Raw genomic sequence first — 17,414 nt, 5'->3', positions numbered from 1 at the left:
GATTAATGAATAATGGTTAATGAAAAATGAATGCTCTGAACTGTTTGTACATGAACCATTATTCATTAATTTATTTCCTACGGAAACGCACGCCTACGCGGCAGTCGCCAACTTCCCCACGGGCTTCGTCGCAGACGTTTTCCTGATAGCCTTCGATTCGTCGACCGTCGGTCATGGTCAGGATAAATTTAAAGATAAAATAATCATTCTGAACCACCTTCGTGAGATCCGTACCCGTAAAGGTTGCCATCTGACCCGCCGTAGCTGTAATCACTTTCGGGAAGTCTGTAACGGTCATGAAAAGCTTATCAGTCGAAGCAACCCGACTCGGAAGCGGGAATTGCGTTACGCTGGGATAGATACCTCCCGGTTGAGAAACCACAATCGGATACGCTGGATTACCCGTTGCTGGGGCCTTCACAAAACCCAGATACACATCGATACTCTTCACCTCAGTCTTGCCAAAACCTTCCCATTTGAGCGTGTATTCAAATTCCTGGCTGGCCAGATTCGCAGCGCCCATATCAAAAAAGGACGTATTGGCAGTGGCTATGGTCGGTAGCGCCGACTTGGCCGTATTTACCGCCACCAACGGTACCGCCGTATAAGACCAGTTTTCCCAAACGTAGTTCTCCGTCTTACAGGCATCCAGTACCAGAATAGCTAGTAATGAACAGTATAAAGAGATTTTTTTCATAAATCTTGAATGTTTTTAAGATTCAGTTTGCTACGTTCGGTAATGAGGACGTAGCAAACTGAATCATTTATTTGTCCCAGAAAACAGGTGTTGTTTGCTGGGCGGTTTGAATCTGATCGGCTTTTTCTGATACGCTTGCATTGGTGGCTAACTCAGTTACTGAATAGGCCAGACGTAGCGGGAACGTATTAAGTGGCGCGATGGGGGCAGGAAGAACTGGAAAGCCCGTTCGGCGGTAATCATTATAGGATTCCATGCCGTTTCCATACAGCGCAATGTATTTCTGGGTCATAACCGCATTCAATTTACCGGTTGCATCGGCGGCATCGTACTGAGCTGCCCGACTGGCAACAAAGGACGTAACACTAGCTGCGGGCATGGTAGGGGCAGAATTTCCAGACGTAGTGGAAATGGTATTGATGCTGTTCAGACTTGCCGTAATACCATCCTGAAAAAGCTGTTTTGGGTCACCAGCGGTGCCCATTGTAAGAGCGGATTCCGCTAAGATGAATTTCACCATCGCATTCGTGATAAACGGAAAGACGCCAGCCCCTGAACCGTCGGAATTCGTGACCACTTTGGGCGAGCCAGTTGCGCCTGTGTTGAGGATAAATACGTTAGCCGCCGTGAGGTTATTAATGGGGGCGTTGTCGTACAAACCACCCGCCGGATACACGCCACACGTGGCTTTCAACGCGTTGTCGTTGGGTGAAGCAGTGGCATCGCCCGTGTAGCGACCGAAGTACCCATTACCCGTTGGTGTAAAGCCGACCGTGTAATTCGACGTCTGGCGGAAGAAAAAATACCGCATTCGAATGTCGTCGGTACCAAACAAACGTTCGATGAAATTCTGGCTCATGTAATAGGTTTTCCCCGCCTGATATTCAGTCCGATGCCAGGGGTGGCGGTTCGCCGGTGTTTCGGTGGTGCCGAACCGGAACGCAAAATCCTGGGCATTGGTCGTAATCAACGGTGCGTTACTGCTCAGGAGAGCAGCTATACCGGCTTTCGCTTTGTCAGTCTGTACGAGCCGAATCTGATTGAACAGCTTTAATTTCAGCGAGTTACCCATCCGAATCCACGCAGCTTTATCGCCTTTGTAGATGATGTCAGCCGTTGTTGGCTGAATCGCGAAATTACCTTTATTAGCGTCGGCCAAACCCTCGTCAATCAACGTAAAGAGTTTGTCGTAGATAGCTGCCCCACTCTCGAACGTAGGGTCGGAAACAGTAAGCCCTTTCGAGGCATCCGTATACGGAATGTCGCCCCAGAGGTCAACCATTATACTGTAGAGATACGCCTTCTGCAATTTGGCAATCGATACGTAGTCCCATCGTTGCAGGCGCGTACCTTCCCGGATAACAATTTCGATATCGTTCAGAACCTGCGTGTAGAGCGCATTCCACGATTGCTGGTAATCGGTACCATCCTGAAAATTGCGGCTGGCTGTAGCCGTGTACAGGTGCTGCATCACGATGGACGTACCCTGATTAACATCCCGCAGACTACCCGCCATCGAGATTTGAGTAGCCGGTAAAAGCAACTCCAGTACTGGCGTAGTCGGGTTATTAGGGTCACTGTTGATTTCGACGAAATCTTTGCAGGCACCCGCTATTTCAAGCAAACCCAACAACGAAATCGTACGTATAAGGTTAGTGAATTTCATACAAGTTAATGTTTGTTATTTCGGGTTCCAGGTTCCACATTTTGGCTTTAGCAACCTGAAACGTTGACCGTTTTAGAAACTAAACCGAAGATTAACGCCCAGACGACGCGTGGTCGGAATACCAATTAAATCGAACCCTTGCGAATTTCCTGCCCCTAACGAACTGACTTCCGGATCGAAGTTCAGGTATTTAGGGAAGTTGGGAGCCAGATACCAAAGGTTACGTCCGCTGACCGACAGAAACGCCGTTCCGAAAGGAGTTTTCTTCAACCAGGATTTTGGGAACTGATACCCCAGCGATACTTCGCGCAGCCGGAAAACCGTGGCATCCAGTACGTTCACTTCGTCGGCGCCACCCGGTCCGAAACCGCCGGTGAAGTAATAGTCAGCTACGCCGATGCCGATGTTATTCGGGATTTTCTTGCCTTCACCGTTGAGCAGTGGTTTCAACGTATTGACGTCACCAAGAACGCCCGGTCCAACCAGAATAGCTTCCCGTTCTTCGGTATCTCTAGTTACGCCCCGGCTCAGCAATTCATAGGCCGTGAACGAATACATATCGCCACCTTTCTTCCAATCGAACAAGGCACTGAGTGTAAGTCCCTTATAACTAAACGAATTCGTAATGCCCAGAATAAAGTCGGGGTTTGGGTTACCGATAGCCGTCGTTTTGCCGCTCAGAATGGGCTTACCCGTATTGGGGTTTACCAGGATATTGTTCTCGTCGTCGCGGGCGTAGGTCGAGCCGCGAATCATGCCGTATGGCTGACCAGCAATGTGAACACTACCCAAATTCGCGAAGCCGCCGTAGGGAAGCTCTTTCAACGAACCAATGTCCAGAACTATGTTCCGGTTCAGGGTGAACGCTGACGAAATATCCCACTGGAATCCACTGGCCATTTTTATCGGCGTTACGTTCAAACCGATCTCAACCCCTTCGTTCTTCGATTTTCCCAGGTTAATCACCTTTTGGGTGTAACCCGTGGATGGTGCCGCGTTCACCGTGAAAATCTGCGACGTACTGATTTTGTTGTAGTACGTTACGTCCAATCCAACCCGATTGTTGAAAAACTGCAATTCCGCTCCCAACTCCAGCTCGGTGATAAACTCGGGCTTTAATTCTGCGTTTGCCAGCAGATCCGATTCAGTCAGCGAACTTTGTCCGTTAAAAGGAGAAGCTATAGTACCCGTTGTGACACCCGCTCCCAGAACGGGGTTGGCGATGAAAACGGTCTGAGTCTGATACGGCGTCGCTTCGTTCCCTACCCGTGTATATCCCGCCCGAAGCTTACCAAAATTCAATACGTTTTTCGGAAGATTAAAGGCTTCTGTGAAAATCAACGAGGCACTGGCTCCACCGTATAAATAGCTCCGGTTGCTTGACGGCAGCGTCGACGAAATATCGTTACGTGCCACCAGATTCAGGAACGCGTAGTTTTTATAATCGAGCGAGATATCGGTGAAGAAAGCAAAATACCGCTGTTTGAAATTATTGCGGTTGTTGAGTAACACACGCGGAATCGTTACACTGGTGTTGTTCAGCGAGTTAATGCCCCGGAAGATGATACCATCACCAAATACGACCTGCCGTTCGGTGATACGTTGGTTCACGTTATTACCGATAATGGCTTTCAGACCGAAGTTTTCACTCAGTTGTTTGGTCGCCGTAATAAGCAACGTATTGTCTAATTCCTGCCGATAAATGTTGTCGTTGGTGATGTTTCCGTTCGGGAAATAATCGCCCCCCTTGCCATTCACAACCACCCGGCGGTCGGTGTAGGCGTTGAAGCCAATCGTATTCTGTACGTTCAGCCAGGGCAGTGGATCGAAGCCCAGAACCATGTTACCATAATAGCGATCTACTTTGCTGGTCGTCGGGCTGTTTACCACCGACCAATACGGATTGTCGGTACCCACGCGGTCATAGATATTGTTGCCGTTCAGCGGATTTGTGTTTGGGAAACCCGTTAAATCGTAACTCGTTGGTACAAACATCAGGATGTCCAGAATGGATGCCCCGCTGCCGTTAGCCGCCGTCACCTGAGGAGAAACCTGGTCCGTATTGACGTAATTTAAGGAACCGCTAACGTAGAACTTATTATCTAACTGCGCATTTCCCCCAATATTAATCCCAGTCCGTGTAATCTCGTTCTCGCGAACAACGCCATTGTTTTTCGTGCGCGACAGACCAACTGTAAGGTTACCTTTTTCTCCTCCTGTCGATACCGAAAGGGCATTCTCAAATACGTTACCTGTTCGGAAAAAATTTTTGGCGTTATACTGCGCAAACGATTGGTAAGGCACCTGAATCGGCGTAGTGCCATCAGCTTCGTAAAACTGCGGAAATACTGACGAAGGATAACGGTTGTTGGTCGTGAGCGGATGCGGGATTGTCGCCCGCGTCGGAATTAGGCTCGTAAAACCCTGATACGCAGGTCCCCACGAACCAAACACGCCACTGCGGTAGTCGAAGTTGGTACCCTGTCCATATTTAGTCTGGTATTCGGGCAAACCGGCTACGGTTTCCGTAGCATAGCCCACGTTGTAGGTGATTTCCAGCCCCTTACGACTCTGACTTTTACCTGCTTTAGTGGTTACGATGATCGCCCCGTTTGCTGCCCTTGACCCATACAGCGCAGCCGCAGCCGCACCTTTCAGAACGGTCATCGTCAGGATGTTATTGGGGTCGAGGTCAAAAGCGCGGTTGGTAATCGTTGAGCCACCCACGGTGCCATCTGTACTGCCAAAGCTGGAATTATCAAATGGAACACCGTCTACTACAAACAGGGGCTGGTTATTGTTTCCCAGCGACGAATTGCCCCGAATCGTAATGTTGGTAGCGCCCCCAGCGGCCCCCCCAGAACCCTGGATGTTTACTCCTGCTACCTTACCCGTTAAGGCACGTAGCGGGTCAGGCTCCGACCGTTGAGCCAGCTTGGTGGCATCCAGTGTACTTACGGCATAACCCAGCGCATTCTTATCGCGCTTGATACCGGCAGCGGTTATCACGACTTCGGTGAGCTGTTTGGTATCGGTGACGAGCAGTACGTCGATCACCTCTTTAGTTCCTGCCACGATTTCCTGTGACTGAAAGCCTACAGACGAAAAAACGAGCGTAGTGTTTTTGTCGGAAACGTTAATTTGATACGTTCCCTGTGCGTCAGTTACCGTTCCTAACGTACCGCCTTTAACGGTAATTGTAGTTCCGGGTAAGGCCTCCCTGCTAGTCGCATCGCTCACTTTTCCCCGAACAATCCGCGATTGAGCGAAGGAAAAAACAGGCAATAGCAAGGCAATGAGAAGTAAGTGTCCCTTCATAGAGCTTTGGTTATAGTTTACTGAATAAGATGAGGAAGGAGAGCAATTGCGTAGTAATATTAAAATATAAATTTTATTAAAAGGCTCAATATGCGAATAAAATTTTAAAAAATTCGATTATGTAAATATACTCTTCTTTATATTCAATTATTAGCCAATAAATACATTCGAAGATTAAAAACAGGCATATCGATAGCTCCTTGCCGTGTACAGGTGCCTGATTTAAGAAGTAGAACCGTTTTTGCCGGAGTACGTAGCGCTGGCTAAACGTAAATCATGAAAGGGGAGAGAGCTGAGAAGATCAGGTGTAACGTACTACTAGATCCGGTCGTTCACTACGTTGTTTCCAGACGAGCAATTCGCCATTGCCCAGCGGTGCGAGGGATGTTTCAACACTAGTGCTCTGATTAAGCAGCAACGTAAAATCGGCTAATTCGGCTTCATGCGAAACGGCGTTATCGACAACCATCAGACCGCCGGGTTTTAAAATCGCAAATAACAAGTTCCACCAGCCAACGTATTGATTCCGGTTGGAATCCAGAAAAATGAAGTCGAATTCTTCGGCAGATAGTGTAGGTAATACCGCTTCGGCTGGACTTTGCAGGAGCGTAATAGTATCGGTAACGGCAGCCTGTCCGAAATTCTCTCGTGCCTGATCAGCCTTCACCGCACTTTGTTCGATGGTCGTTACGTGCCCACCGGTGTTTTGGGCTGCATCGGCCAGCCAGATGGTAGAGTAACCGTTCGACGTACCGATTTCGAGAATAGCCGTTGCCCCCATCGCCTTTATCAGTAGGGCCAGAAATGGGCCGGTTTCTGGCGTGATGTTGAGAAGTTTTTCCTCACGCCGAGTGGCTTGCTGGTCGCTGGTTTGGCCAAACTGAGCCAACTTTTCCAGAAAAGAGAGTCGGGTTGGGGTCATCACTTATCGTTCATCACTTTATTGTACAGCGCCAGATTATCGGTATCGAAGCAGACAAAAATTATTTCATTTATGGATGTCGGTGTCGTCAGAAATTCCTTGACAGCGGCTACTGCTACGTCAGCAGCTTTGTCTTTTGGGTACCCATAAATGCCCGTGCTGATGTTGGGAAAGGCAATGCTACGTAACTGATGTTCGACCGCAATTTCCAGCGACCGGCGATAGCAACTCGCTAATAAGGCTGATTCTCCGTGTGAACCTCCTCGCCAGACGGGCCCTACGGCATGAATCACGTAGTGAGCCGGTAAACGGTAGCCTTTCGTCAGTTTCGCGTCTCCGGTTTTACAGCCATGCAGCATTCGACATTCCATGACCAATTCGGGTCCGGCAGCCCGGTGAATCGCCCCATCGACCCCGCCACCACCGAGCAGACTGGTATTGGCCGCATTCACAATGGCATCCACAGTCTGTTTGGTAATATCACCTTGTATAACCCGAATCGTTGCCATAAATAAGGTTCGTGAAAAGACATGTACATTAGCCTGTCAACTATAATAAATGCAACGAATGACGTAATGAACTGTTTACAGCTTCAACACCTTTGTTGTCCGTTTTTTATCGCCCGAAATGAGTGTGAGGATATAAACCCCTGCCGATAAACCGGGACCGGGTAGCATAAACGAAGTCATTCCCGATGAAAGGTAACGACCCTGCCAGACAATTTTCCCCGCGACGCTGGTTAAGGTAGCGTCGAGTGGTACGTTAGCTTCAATTTCTCCCCACTGCACACGTAGCGGCTCTTCGTCGCTGAAGGGGCTGGGATAAATCAGCAACTGCGTGAAGGATTTGGCCAGGGTCGATGCCAGTTCGAAGTTGGGTATTCCGTAGCCTAACTGATCATCGGGGGTATTGTATTGACTTCCTGACCGACGTAATGCTTCGGTTACCTGCGTAGCGGTGAGCCGTGGGTTGGCCTGCCAGAAACCAGCCACCAAACCAGCAACTAGTGGCGTAGCAAAAGACGTACCGTTGCCCTGAACAATCTGCCCGCCAGGACTCCCGACCACCGTTCCCTGACCGAGAGCCGCCAAATCGGGTTTGATACGTTTATCGGCGGAGGGGCCAAATGAACTGAATAAAGCCCGTTGCCTGGTCTGCGTAACGGCTCCAATTGCCAGTACCGACGCTGCATCAGACGGAGCCGACAGATAATGCCAGGCATCACTACCCTCATTGCCAGCCGCTGCCACCACTACCATGCCCGTTTCGGTGGCAATCTGCGCGGCTCTGGTCGAGAGGGCAGTTTTACCATCCATATTGGCATAGGTGTAACTGGTTGTCGGGTCGTCGAATTCTGAATATCCCAGCGACGAACTAATCACATCCACCCCAACGCTGTCTGCATATTCGGCCCCGAAAAGCCAGTTGGCTTCTTCTATTTGCCTTTCAGTAGCGGCATCTTCGGTACGTAGCAACACAAATGAAGCTTTGTAGGCAGTGCCGTATAACTGGTTATCGGCCGTAGCCGCAATTGCTGACAGGCAGGAGAGACCGTGCGAATCGTCTTCGTAAACACTGGTTTCTTTTTTGACGAAATCATAGGTAGCCAGCACCCGATTTTCATCGAATAAAGGTTTCAGGAAACTTACTTTGTTGGCATTCAGGAAGCCCGCATCCAGCACGCCAATCAGAATGCCTTCGCCGTGGTAGCCCTGCTGGTGCATTTTGTCGACGCCGAGCTGAGATATTTGAGTCTGTGATAGCCCATAATTCAGGGGCGTTACTTCGCCAAACTTGCTCGCGGCATTGGTTATATTTGTACTAGTGCTACGCTCGCTAACTCCAGCGCGGGTATTGGCCAGCGAACGACCAAACTCAACACCTTTCACGAACGACAGTTTTTGAATCGTAGCCAACGTAGCATCGGTCGTTTCGACCAGAACAGCATTGAGCCAACGCGATTGAAACCAGATTTTGGCCCCTGCCTGCTGCAACTGAGTCAGGTAACTCGGGTTGACGGGAAGGTCGCGCTCCAATACAGCAATGTTCTGCTTCTGCCGACGCAGTATAGATCGCTGCGACAGAAATTTCTCTGGCTGGCTAATGCTGTAGGGCGAATTAGCCTTATCGCGCAGGAGTACCAGGTATTTACGGTTCTGCCCAAAACTGGCCGTGCAGATAAGCAGACCAATAACTAGTATCCAGTACGTTCTATTCGTAGCCGTAGGCACGAATGCGGTAAATCTGTCGAGTCCCATAATCAATCTGATTGCGACCAATGCAGGCTGGCGTTGTTGAACAGAACCAAAGTTGCGTTCGTTCGCGGTAGATCAAGCCAACCTGTCGGGCATATACACTAATACGTTTATCCTGTGAAACAAGCGTTGAATCATCGTGTTCAACAACCGTTACGGTATTATCGAATCTGTTACCATGTACGTAGAAATCGCCTGTTACGTTGCGTGCTGTAAACGTATCGGCGCCTAAAGCGTTCCGTCGGTTTCCATCCCAGCTCGATTCGTTACGTACTGGTAACAATAACGTAATAAAATCAAGTCCATTTTCAGTACGTATCACTTCATTATTGATCATACGTACCGACCATATCGAATCGAGTTGCCACGACTGACTTTCTCCGGACCGACGGTAACGTAGTAATCGATACGCTGTTTTGCCCGTTACGTCCTTATAAGGATTCCCAATAACCTCTTTCCGTTGGTATTGCTGTTGGATTGGGCTGGCATTCAGGCCGTAACGTTCTTCCTGAACGTCGTAAATAACGTAATGACCTTTTTCAAAAAGTACATAGTCATTGGCGGTACTAGTAGGCTCAGTAGTTGACGGTTGGCAGGCTGAGAGAATAAACCACGTAACGTAACCGGCCAGCGATGAATAAAGACGTAGCGACATAGGCAAAAGAGATGAGCCTTGTTGACGTAAGTCCTTGTGCTGCGTAACAAGCCAGTCAGAAATTAAACTTCGCAGGCATAGCCGTCCAATTCTTTCATGTAACAGGCAAGTTGCTGGATGAAAGCGGTTGTATAAGGTGGTTGTTGCTTGCTCTTTAACGTAGCGGCATACCACGTTCGCAGGATACGTTTCTGGGTAATACGTACCGTTGCGAGTTGACCGGCTTGTACATAAGGTCGAACTACCCAGGTTGGCATGACAGAAACACCTAACCCCGCCTTGACCATCTCAAGAATGGCTTCCGTCAGCGTGATTTTATGCACTTTCCGGGGGCGACGGTTTTTGAAAATGGTCATGAAATTGTCACTTTCTTCGTCGGGGATATTGTACATGATGTAGTTTTCGTCGGCAAACTCATCAAATTCCACCCAGGGACGCCCTACCCACGGATGATCAGGTGCGACAATGGCTACGAACTCATCCTGAAAAAGCGGTGTGTATGAAAATTTCGGATTGTCATCTCCCTCCGTAATCGCTACGTCTATAGTGTTGGTTGCCAGATGTTTAATAGCGTCCTGCGTGGCGGCTTCCAGTTCGACTTTAATGTCTACTTTCGGGTAAATGGTCTGGAATTCGCGCAGAAAACCAGCCAGCCAGTGGTAAGAGGTGTAACATTGCGTACAAAGCCGAATCTCACCCGATTCTTTATCAGTGATGCATCGAACTTTCGCGCGAGTTTCGGCCACCTCCTGAAGAATCTTCTCCGCGGCCTGCAAAACAACCTCGCCCGCCTGTGTGAGCAGCATCTGCTTTTTGTCGCGGAGGAAAAGTTGCGTATTGAAATAACCTTCTACTTCTTTCAACTGATGGCTCAGTGCCGATTGCGTGAGGAACAGTTGATCAGCCGCTTTGGTCAGGTTACCGTGTTTGGCAACCTCTTTTATCATCTGCAGATGCCGGATTTCCATGATGAATATTTTTCATGATTTCCACAAAAATAATTCGTTTTGTTAATATGTCAAGACCCGCGATCTTTGAATCGTAATCAAAAACTAATGAACACCCTTATGAAATCACTAGCACACAAGTTAAGAAATGGGCTGATTATGAGCCTGATTTGGGTAAGCGTAGTAGCTAACGCCCAATCGGTAAACACAGAAACAGAAGCCCCGGTAGAGAAACAGCCATTTGAAGTGGGTACGTATATGGGTACCGGTTTGACGATCAATGTGATGTTGGCCGTTCATACTCCAAAGGGCGTAACGCTGAAGATTAAGGATGCCAATGATACCGTTCTGGAGGTGACGCATCTGAGAAGAGCCCCGAAAGCGTATCATCAAAAAATAAGTTTTGAAGGGAGCCAACCCGGCGTTTATCGCGTCGAAATCAGCGACGGTCGGAAAACCATTGTCCGTCAGATTGACGTGGTGGATATTCCGGCAGTTGAATCACAGCGGTATATTACGTACTCTTCTCAAACCAATCAATAATTGTTTGATTTGATAGCTAATGAAACAGGTTAACTTTTGGAAATAAATTGAAAATGAGCCTTTGTCTGGCACCAACCGGTGTCGGACAAAGGCTGAAAATTTGAAAAGTCATGAGTCAGAATACAACAAAAAGCGCTTCTCCACTATTGGTTGCGGGCGCGTTTGCTATTGTTTATATAGTCTGGGGCTCTACGTATTTTTTCATACAAATGGCCGTTCGAGACTTTCCGCCACTTCTGCTGGGGGCTTTGCGGTTCTTTGCTGCGGGTGTAATCATGCTGACCTGGGCCTTTTTGAAAGGTGAGCAGCTATTTAATAAAGCCAATATCATTACGTCGGCAGTAGTGGGTTTTCTACTACTGGTTGTGGGTAACGGCATCGTGATTTGGGCTGAACAAACTATACCAAGTGCTTTGGTGGCAATTCTGGTGTCGTCGTCGCCAATCTGGTTTGTGCTGCTCGATACATCGAACTGGGGTGTCAACTTTAAAAGTAAATCGACGCTTATTGGTCTCGGTATTGGTTTTATTGGCGTAATCCTTCTGTTTGGTGAACAGGTAAACAGCATGCTGGCTGAAAACGCGGATCAGTCGAAATTGACTGGTATGTTATTGCTGATGCTGGGCGCTATGGCGTGGCCGGCAGGATCCCTATATTCCAAGTATCATCCGACCAACGGAGCACCTACTTCCGGTGTAGGCTGGCAGATGATTATTGCTAGTGCCGTGTTCCTGCCGGGAAGTTTACTCAATCAGGAGTTTACCACTTTTCAGTGGAGTCAAATATCCGTTTCAGCCTGGCTGGCAATGGCTTATCTGGTTTTGTTTGGGTCCGTTATTGCGTATACCGCTTATGTCTGGCTGCTGCAGGTGCGTCCGGCTACGCAGGTCAGTACGTATGCGTATGTGAACCCGGTAATTGCACTGATTTTAGGGATGGTATTTGCCCATGAAACCATTACACCTTTGCAGATTATCGGATTGGTGGTGATTCTGGGAAGTGTGTTGCTGATAAATTTGTCGAAATATAGGAGCGCAAAGGAGGATAAGCCTCTTAAACCAACTGTTTCTGTTGCTACGTCCCGGAGAAACATGGCTTTTAAATGAAAAAAAGGCTAGTAGCCAAACTTATCGTCGCGTAGCGACCTAATGTTTGTAGAAAAAAGCCTGTTATATATCTTACCGTCGCGTAGCGACCAAACCAACTACCATTGTTGTTTGGTCGCTACGCGACGGTAGATTATTGAGGAGCATGATTGCTATAAACGTTAAGTCGCTACGCGACGATTAGACTGACTCAGACGGCTTAGAAAATGCGGCTCCAGGCGAAGCGGATGAGCAGGAGCAGGGCCACAAACCCAACCACGATGTACATGAACGGGATGTACGTAATGGCGTAAATACGTGTCCGGTCGATGAACCAGAGAATGCCCATTACAGCAGCAATCAAAGTAAGAAAGCCCGATAGTTTGCCAAAACCAGGAATATATTTGAAAGGCATCTTACGTCGAATGAGCAGCAACGTACCGGCCATCGTTAAAATAGGGAGCGCCTGCAACCCCAGATTCATTTCCCAGATGCTTTGTCGTTCAAACAGAAACAGATAGATATTGAGCGTAACGGCAAACACGCCCGGAATACAGGCCAGATAAACCAACGTAGCATAAACGTAGCGCCATTTCCAGATTTCTTCAGCTGTTTCACCCGACCATAAATTTACCAGAAAAGCTGCTGTTGGAACGGCCATCAGGAGCACAAACAGTAAAGCAGGCTGACTCGAAACGGCCTCAAATACGTCACGTAGGGTCATGGGAAATCAATGAGCGAAAGAGTGAAAGAGCGAATAGCCATTCGGGAAATTCGCTCTTTCACTCTTTCGCTCTTTATTTTAACGTCAACAAATACCCAATCGTGAAATTGGCATCCCAGTCGAATACGAACTGATTACAGCCGGTGCCTTCTGCAATGGCTTTATAAATATTCAGGCCCGCTTTCGACTTGGCGTTTTCCAGTTTGTATGCCGAAGGCGCATCCAGTACCGTATAGCGTTCTTTGCCTTTGCGAACGGCTTTGGCTAACTCAAATGGTACGCCCCCGATAATGAAACAGGTTTGGCGGTGATCAGATGGCACCTGTTTGGCTTTTGCCTGTACTTCTTCAGCAACTTTTTCGTCAGTAGCTCCTTCCTGAAAATATTTCGAACCGTAAGTTTCCAACGCCTTTGTCGAGCCGCCGGTTCTCCACGAGATTTTCGTATTACCCGAACCGATGTCAGTTACGAACGAATTGTCGGCGTATTCAGCGGGGAGCACCGAACGTAGCGCCAACTGACCTTCCTGTTCGGGTGTTACGGTGTTTACGAAGTAATTCAGCGATTTCAGGACTTTGATAATCTTTTGCGTGCCTTCAGCTTTCACAGCGCCGGAACTGACCACGAAATGAATGTTACGCCCACCCACGCCGAAATCGAGCATTTTGCCGATGTAGCTTTTTAGACCCGAACGAACATCATCGTCGGTGGCCATATTTTCCAGCACCAGACTATTGCCGAACTCAGCTTTTTCGAGTTTCCAGCGTTTCTGATCGTCGACACGAACGATGAACGAGTTGAAACCACTGGCTCCTAACTCAACGACGCCTTTCAGAGCACCGTTCTGCGGTTCGGGTGCGGTGTAGGTAAATGCTTTCTGCGGCTGGCTGTTGGTAGCTTCATCCGACGAACCATTGTCCGACGCCTGCGACTCCTCTACAGTTCCCTCGGCGGTTTTATCATCTGTCCGAGGCATGGTTTGCGATTCCGAGTATTCTTTGTCTTTTGGCTGAAGTTTCTTCAGAGCCGCATTACCGCCGAAGTATCGAAATCCAAAATAGATACCGGCTAAAATCAGGACCGTAATGAGCAGCCGACCGGCTACGGTTAAACGTTGCATAGTTGTTAAAGGATGAAAGAGTGAAAGGGATTTTTAAAGAGCGAAAGAGCGAAAGAGCGAAGACCATTCGGTAAAGATGCTGGCGCGTCAGCCGTTCGCTCTTTCAATCTTTCGCACTTTAATCTAAAAGATTCTTATATCCAGCGTCCTTCTGCGGAGTGGGGCCGAGGTTGACGGGCTGAGCGGGGGCATCGAGCTGGACCATCTTGAACTCGCCTTTATTATAGGCCTCCAGCAGGGCCTCGCCTTTGTCGGACAGGATACCGTTCTGAATATCGACGCCGTTAATGAAATCCATCGAAAGGTCCATAGCACGCTTCATTTCGCCAAGTTTCTTGCTCATGTCATCCTGAATGTATTCCATCGACTGGTCGAAGTAAAACTTCTTATCGGGATCGCCTTTAAAGATACTGACAGCCGTTTTTAAAGCGTTTGAGCTTTCTTTAACGATTTGATATTCAGTCTCTTTTAGGCGAACCTTGATTTCGGTTTCCTTGATGATGTAGTCGGCGCTCTGGTTCACTTTTTCCATGAAAGCCAGCACCTGCTTCATGTTACGTTGTAGCGGCAAAAGCTTTTCGTTCATCTCCTGAAGACCAGCGCCTTCAATGGTCGCCAACTGCGCCTGTTCTTTCATGCCGGGCTTTTCGGTCATCGAATTTGCTTTGTTGGCTTCGGCAAATTTCTGTTTGATGGCCTCGTTGTTTTCGTTGATACGTTTATTTAGCTTCACCAACTGACCCTGCAACGTATTGATCTGCCCCTGCATTTTTTCGCGCTTTTCCCGCAAATCCTGAACGTAGATTTTCATGATCGCGATGGGATTCAGTTGGATAACTGTACCCGTAATGCTACGCATCAGCGATTTGAACAGAAAGAAGATGGCCGTCCGAATGTCTTTACTCGTGAAGAGAAAAATCAGTACGCCCAGCGCGCCAAGCAGCAGTGACAGTTCGAGAATATTCGACGTAACACGAATCAGAAATTCAAGAATAGTATTGAGGTGGATCAGGCCGTAACCAGCGATACCCGCCAGTACGACCATGCCCAAAAGACCTTCGGGACGGCTCCAGAACGATTTCTTTTCGGGTTCTGAACCACCACCAAGTTGAGAAAAATCAGGAGTTGCCATAATTAAAGAGTGAAAGAGTGAAAGAACCAAAGAGTGAAAGGCTGATGCGAGCTATTATCGCTCTTTGGCGCTTTCGCTAATTATTTTAAAAACTGTGTCATTTTGGCGATGTCGCCTTTAATCTGTTCGGTAAAATGCGCGAACGTAGTGTCGTAATTTTGCTGGTTCTGCGTGATTTTGCCACTTTGTTCAGTGATTTCGCCACCGATGTTCGCTAGTCGGCTATTGTTGGCGTCGATTTGTTTTTGAATGTCGACCAGTTGTTTCGCCAGCGTTTCATTATCTGACTGGAGTTTCTTCTGCTCATTCTGCAAACCACCGACTCGCTCATTCAGAGCCGCTTCTACGCTTTTACCAAACGCATCGCGGTCTTTGTTCAGCGCTGCAATATAACCATTTGCCGTATTGGTCAGCTTCGATACGTCGGCGCCACCGCCCAAAGCTTTGAAACTAGCCCAGGCCGCCTGAAATTGTTTATCCTCCGGCAAGCCCAGATTACCCAAACTACGTAGCGCTTCCCGAAACTCGAAATAATCGGGGCCGGGTGGATTATTCTGCGCGAGTACCGTAGCGAAATGCTCGGCAAACTTCGAATCGATTGACCCGGCTGTTTCTGTCGACGTAGCAGCAGGTTTGGCGACTGACGGCGGGTTCGATGGCGTAGCTGCGGGTCGGGGAGAGGCCGTTGCTGCCTCAGGCGACGTACCGGTAGCGACACCCGGTTCTTCTTCTTTGATGAAGAAACCCAGGATTTTACGACCAATTGATTTGTCTGTTTCTGGCATAGTAGTCTGTCATTTCGGGAACGCCCGTGCGGTAAAAGACGAAGCAATGTTACAAGGTTAGTAGCAATCCCGCAATATCAGATTAGGCCGAACGGTTACGGGCATACGGAAATGGTCGTAGAAAAGGCCGAAATTTTTGTCATGCTGATGAAGGAAGTATGGCAAAAGGCTATTTCAACCACTCCTCCATCCGATCGCGGAACGTTTCTACTTTGGGTTTTGACACTAATGTGATGTATAAATTATAATTGTTGTTGCGGTAATAGTTCTGGTGATAAACTTCGGCAGGATAGAAAGCCGCGAAAGGTACTACCTGCGTAACAACCTTCGCATTATGATGTCCCGAAGCATTTTCACGACGAATAGCCGCTTCGATACGTGCTTTCTCGTCGGGCGTGCGGTAGAAAATAGCCGAACGGTAATGTTTACCAATGTCAGGGCCTTGTCGGTTTAACTGTGTAGCGTCGTGACCGGCGAAAAACGCATCGAGTACTACGTCGTACGAAATTACGGTCGGGTCATAATAAATCTGGACGGATTCAGCGTGGCCCGTCTGATCAGTGCCTACCTGTTCGTAGGTCGGGTATTCTAAATCTCCACCGGCATATCCTGAAATGGCTTCCCGAACACCTTTCAGTGATTGCATTTCTTCCTGCACGGCCCAGAAACAGCCACCCGCAACAGTGGCAACTGCTTCGCCGGAACGTAGCGTGGGCAATTTTGCCGGATTGACATCGATAGCTGTAGCTTTTTTCTCGGCTGGATGCTGGTTGCAACGTAGCGTCAAACCGGTCAGTAGCGTTACTAGAAAAATAGAAGTGACAATATTCATAGATAAACCAGTATAGGAACGTAACGGAAAAGTCCCTACAGAGGTTATACTTCTGTCAATTTGCTGCTTCGGAATTATCTTTACGCTCTTCTTGACCGCTGACTATCGACTGAACAAATGACTCTCACTACGTTAGGACTCGAACTACCGACCGACCCTCGTTGGGTGAACATCGCCGAAATGAACATTGGCGACATTTTAATCGACCATGCGTACTGCGAACAGAAAGCCGCTTCGTCGTGTATTTCGCTGATTGTGCAGTATTCCGACAAAGAAGCGCTGGTCGAAACCCTGACCCCTGTAGTGGCCGAAGAGTGGGGCCATTTTCAGCGCGTATTAAAAGAACTTCGCAGACGTAACATTCCCCTCGGTCGGCAACGTAAAGATGAGTACGTTAATCAGCTACGTTCCCGGTTACGTCGGCCTGTCGGCGACCAGAATGAGCAATTGATGGATAATCTGCTCATTAATGCCCTCATCGAAGCCAGAAGCTGCGAACGTTTCAAACTTCTCTCCGAGAACATCGCCGACGAGGGTTTGCAGAAATTCTACCGCGAACTGATGATTTCGGAAGCTGGTCACTACCGTAACTTCATCGAACTCGCCGAAACTTACCTCCCTGCCGAACGCGTACGGGCACGCTGGAAAGAATTTCTAGCCGTAGAAGCCGATATCATGGCAAACCTGGAAGTGCGAGGGGATAGGATGCATTGATTGATCCTTTGGTAATATT

16 protein-coding genes are annotated in these 17,414 nt (G+C 48.4%); 3 read left to right on the top strand and 13 right to left on the bottom strand.

Features of this window, described 5'->3' with window-relative positions:
• Positions 1-70 precede the first annotated feature (70 nt).
• The 8 genes from IC229_RS22720 to IC229_RS22685 all read right to left on the bottom strand — a co-directional run bounded on the left by IC229_RS22720 (position 71) and on the right by IC229_RS22685 (position 10,481).
• Entirely contained in the window at positions 71-697 is a 627-nt protein-coding gene (locus tag IC229_RS22720) for a hypothetical protein (RefSeq protein WP_190889321.1), read from the bottom strand.
• 67 nt (positions 698-764) lie between these two features.
• The gene (locus IC229_RS22715; protein ID WP_190889320.1) at positions 765-2,363 is read right to left on the bottom strand and encodes a SusD/RagB family nutrient-binding outer membrane lipoprotein; all 1,599 of its coding nucleotides are present in this window, start codon (positions 2,361-2,363) and stop codon (positions 765-767) included.
• 72 nt (positions 2,364-2,435) lie between these two features.
• Positions 2,436-5,681, bottom strand: coding sequence for a SusC/RagA family TonB-linked outer membrane protein (locus tag IC229_RS22710; protein WP_190889319.1), 3,246 nt, complete (start codon positions 5,679-5,681; stop codon positions 2,436-2,438).
• Between the two features lie 301 nt (positions 5,682-5,982).
• Positions 5,983-6,603: an O-methyltransferase gene (locus tag IC229_RS22705; RefSeq protein ID WP_190889318.1), complete on the bottom strand. Its 621-nt coding sequence runs from the start codon at positions 6,601-6,603 to the stop codon at positions 5,983-5,985.
• Complete coding sequence (locus IC229_RS22700) at positions 6,603-7,112, bottom strand: O-acetyl-ADP-ribose deacetylase (RefSeq protein WP_190889317.1); 510 nt, start codon at positions 7,110-7,112, stop codon at positions 6,603-6,605. The genes IC229_RS22705 and IC229_RS22700 overlap by 1 nt, the downstream gene beginning before the upstream one ends.
• 75 nt (positions 7,113-7,187) lie before the next feature.
• On the bottom strand, positions 7,188-8,861 hold the full coding sequence (locus tag IC229_RS22695; protein WP_190889316.1) for a S8 family serine peptidase: 1,674 nt from the start codon (positions 8,859-8,861) through the stop codon (positions 7,188-7,190).
• Positions 8,815-9,513, bottom strand: coding sequence for a hypothetical protein (locus tag IC229_RS22690; RefSeq protein ID WP_190889315.1), 699 nt, complete (start codon positions 9,511-9,513; stop codon positions 8,815-8,817). Before IC229_RS22690 ends, IC229_RS22695 begins: the two co-directional genes overlap by 47 nt.
• A gap of 62 nt (positions 9,514-9,575) precedes the next feature.
• Positions 9,576-10,481 carry a LysR family transcriptional regulator gene (locus tag IC229_RS22685; RefSeq protein WP_190889314.1) on the bottom strand — a complete coding sequence of 302 codons (906 nt, stop codon included), beginning with the start codon at positions 10,479-10,481 and terminating at the stop codon, positions 9,576-9,578.
• Positions 10,482-10,580: 99 nt separating this feature from the next.
• On the opposite strand from IC229_RS22685, the gene IC229_RS22680 reads away from it, so the two are divergent.
• Together IC229_RS22680 and IC229_RS22675 are read left to right on the top strand one after the other, a co-directional pair.
• Positions 10,581-11,003, top strand: a complete 423-nt coding sequence (locus IC229_RS22680; RefSeq protein WP_190889313.1) for a hypothetical protein — start codon at positions 10,581-10,583, stop codon at positions 11,001-11,003.
• Positions 11,004-11,113: 110 nt separating this feature from the next.
• Positions 11,114-12,109 (top strand): EamA family transporter, encoded by a 996-nt coding sequence (locus tag IC229_RS22675; protein WP_190889312.1) that lies wholly within the window; start codon positions 11,114-11,116, stop codon positions 12,107-12,109.
• A gap of 199 nt (positions 12,110-12,308) precedes the next feature.
• On the opposite strand, the gene IC229_RS22670 is transcribed toward IC229_RS22675, so the two are convergent.
• From IC229_RS22670 to msrA, 5 genes are all read right to left on the bottom strand, one after another.
• A complete protein-coding gene (locus tag IC229_RS22670) occupies positions 12,309-12,812 on the bottom strand; it encodes a hypothetical protein (RefSeq protein ID WP_190889311.1) in 504 nt (167 codons plus the stop codon).
• A 73-nt stretch (positions 12,813-12,885) separates the two neighbouring features.
• On the bottom strand, positions 12,886-13,932 hold the full coding sequence (locus IC229_RS22665) for a hypothetical protein (RefSeq protein ID WP_190889310.1): 1,047 nt from the start codon (positions 13,930-13,932) through the stop codon (positions 12,886-12,888).
• 118 nt (positions 13,933-14,050) lie between these two features.
• The gene (locus tag IC229_RS22660; protein WP_190889309.1) at positions 14,051-15,064 is read right to left on the bottom strand and encodes a hypothetical protein; all 1,014 of its coding nucleotides are present in this window, start codon (positions 15,062-15,064) and stop codon (positions 14,051-14,053) included.
• An 80-nt stretch (positions 15,065-15,144) separates the two neighbouring features.
• On the bottom strand, positions 15,145-15,849 hold the full coding sequence (locus IC229_RS22655) for a hypothetical protein (RefSeq protein ID WP_190889308.1): 705 nt from the start codon (positions 15,847-15,849) through the stop codon (positions 15,145-15,147).
• Between the two features lie 169 nt (positions 15,850-16,018).
• Positions 16,019-16,681 (bottom strand): peptide-methionine (S)-S-oxide reductase MsrA, encoded by a 663-nt coding sequence (gene msrA / locus IC229_RS22650; protein ID WP_190889307.1) that lies wholly within the window; start codon positions 16,679-16,681, stop codon positions 16,019-16,021.
• A 117-nt stretch (positions 16,682-16,798) separates the two neighbouring features.
• On the opposite strand from msrA, the gene miaE reads away from it, so the two are divergent.
• Positions 16,799-17,395: a tRNA-(ms[2]io[6]A)-hydroxylase gene (gene miaE / locus IC229_RS22645; RefSeq protein WP_190889306.1), complete on the top strand. Its 597-nt coding sequence runs from the start codon at positions 16,799-16,801 to the stop codon at positions 17,393-17,395.
• The last annotated feature ends 19 nt before the right edge of the window (positions 17,396-17,414 follow it).

Source organism: Spirosoma profusum, from assembly GCF_014699005.1.
Lineage (GTDB): Bacteria > Bacteroidota > Bacteroidia > Cytophagales > Spirosomataceae > Spirosoma > Spirosoma profusum.
The sequence above is the reverse complement of the archived record's forward strand: the minus strand, read 5'-3'. Positions and strand labels throughout refer to the sequence as shown.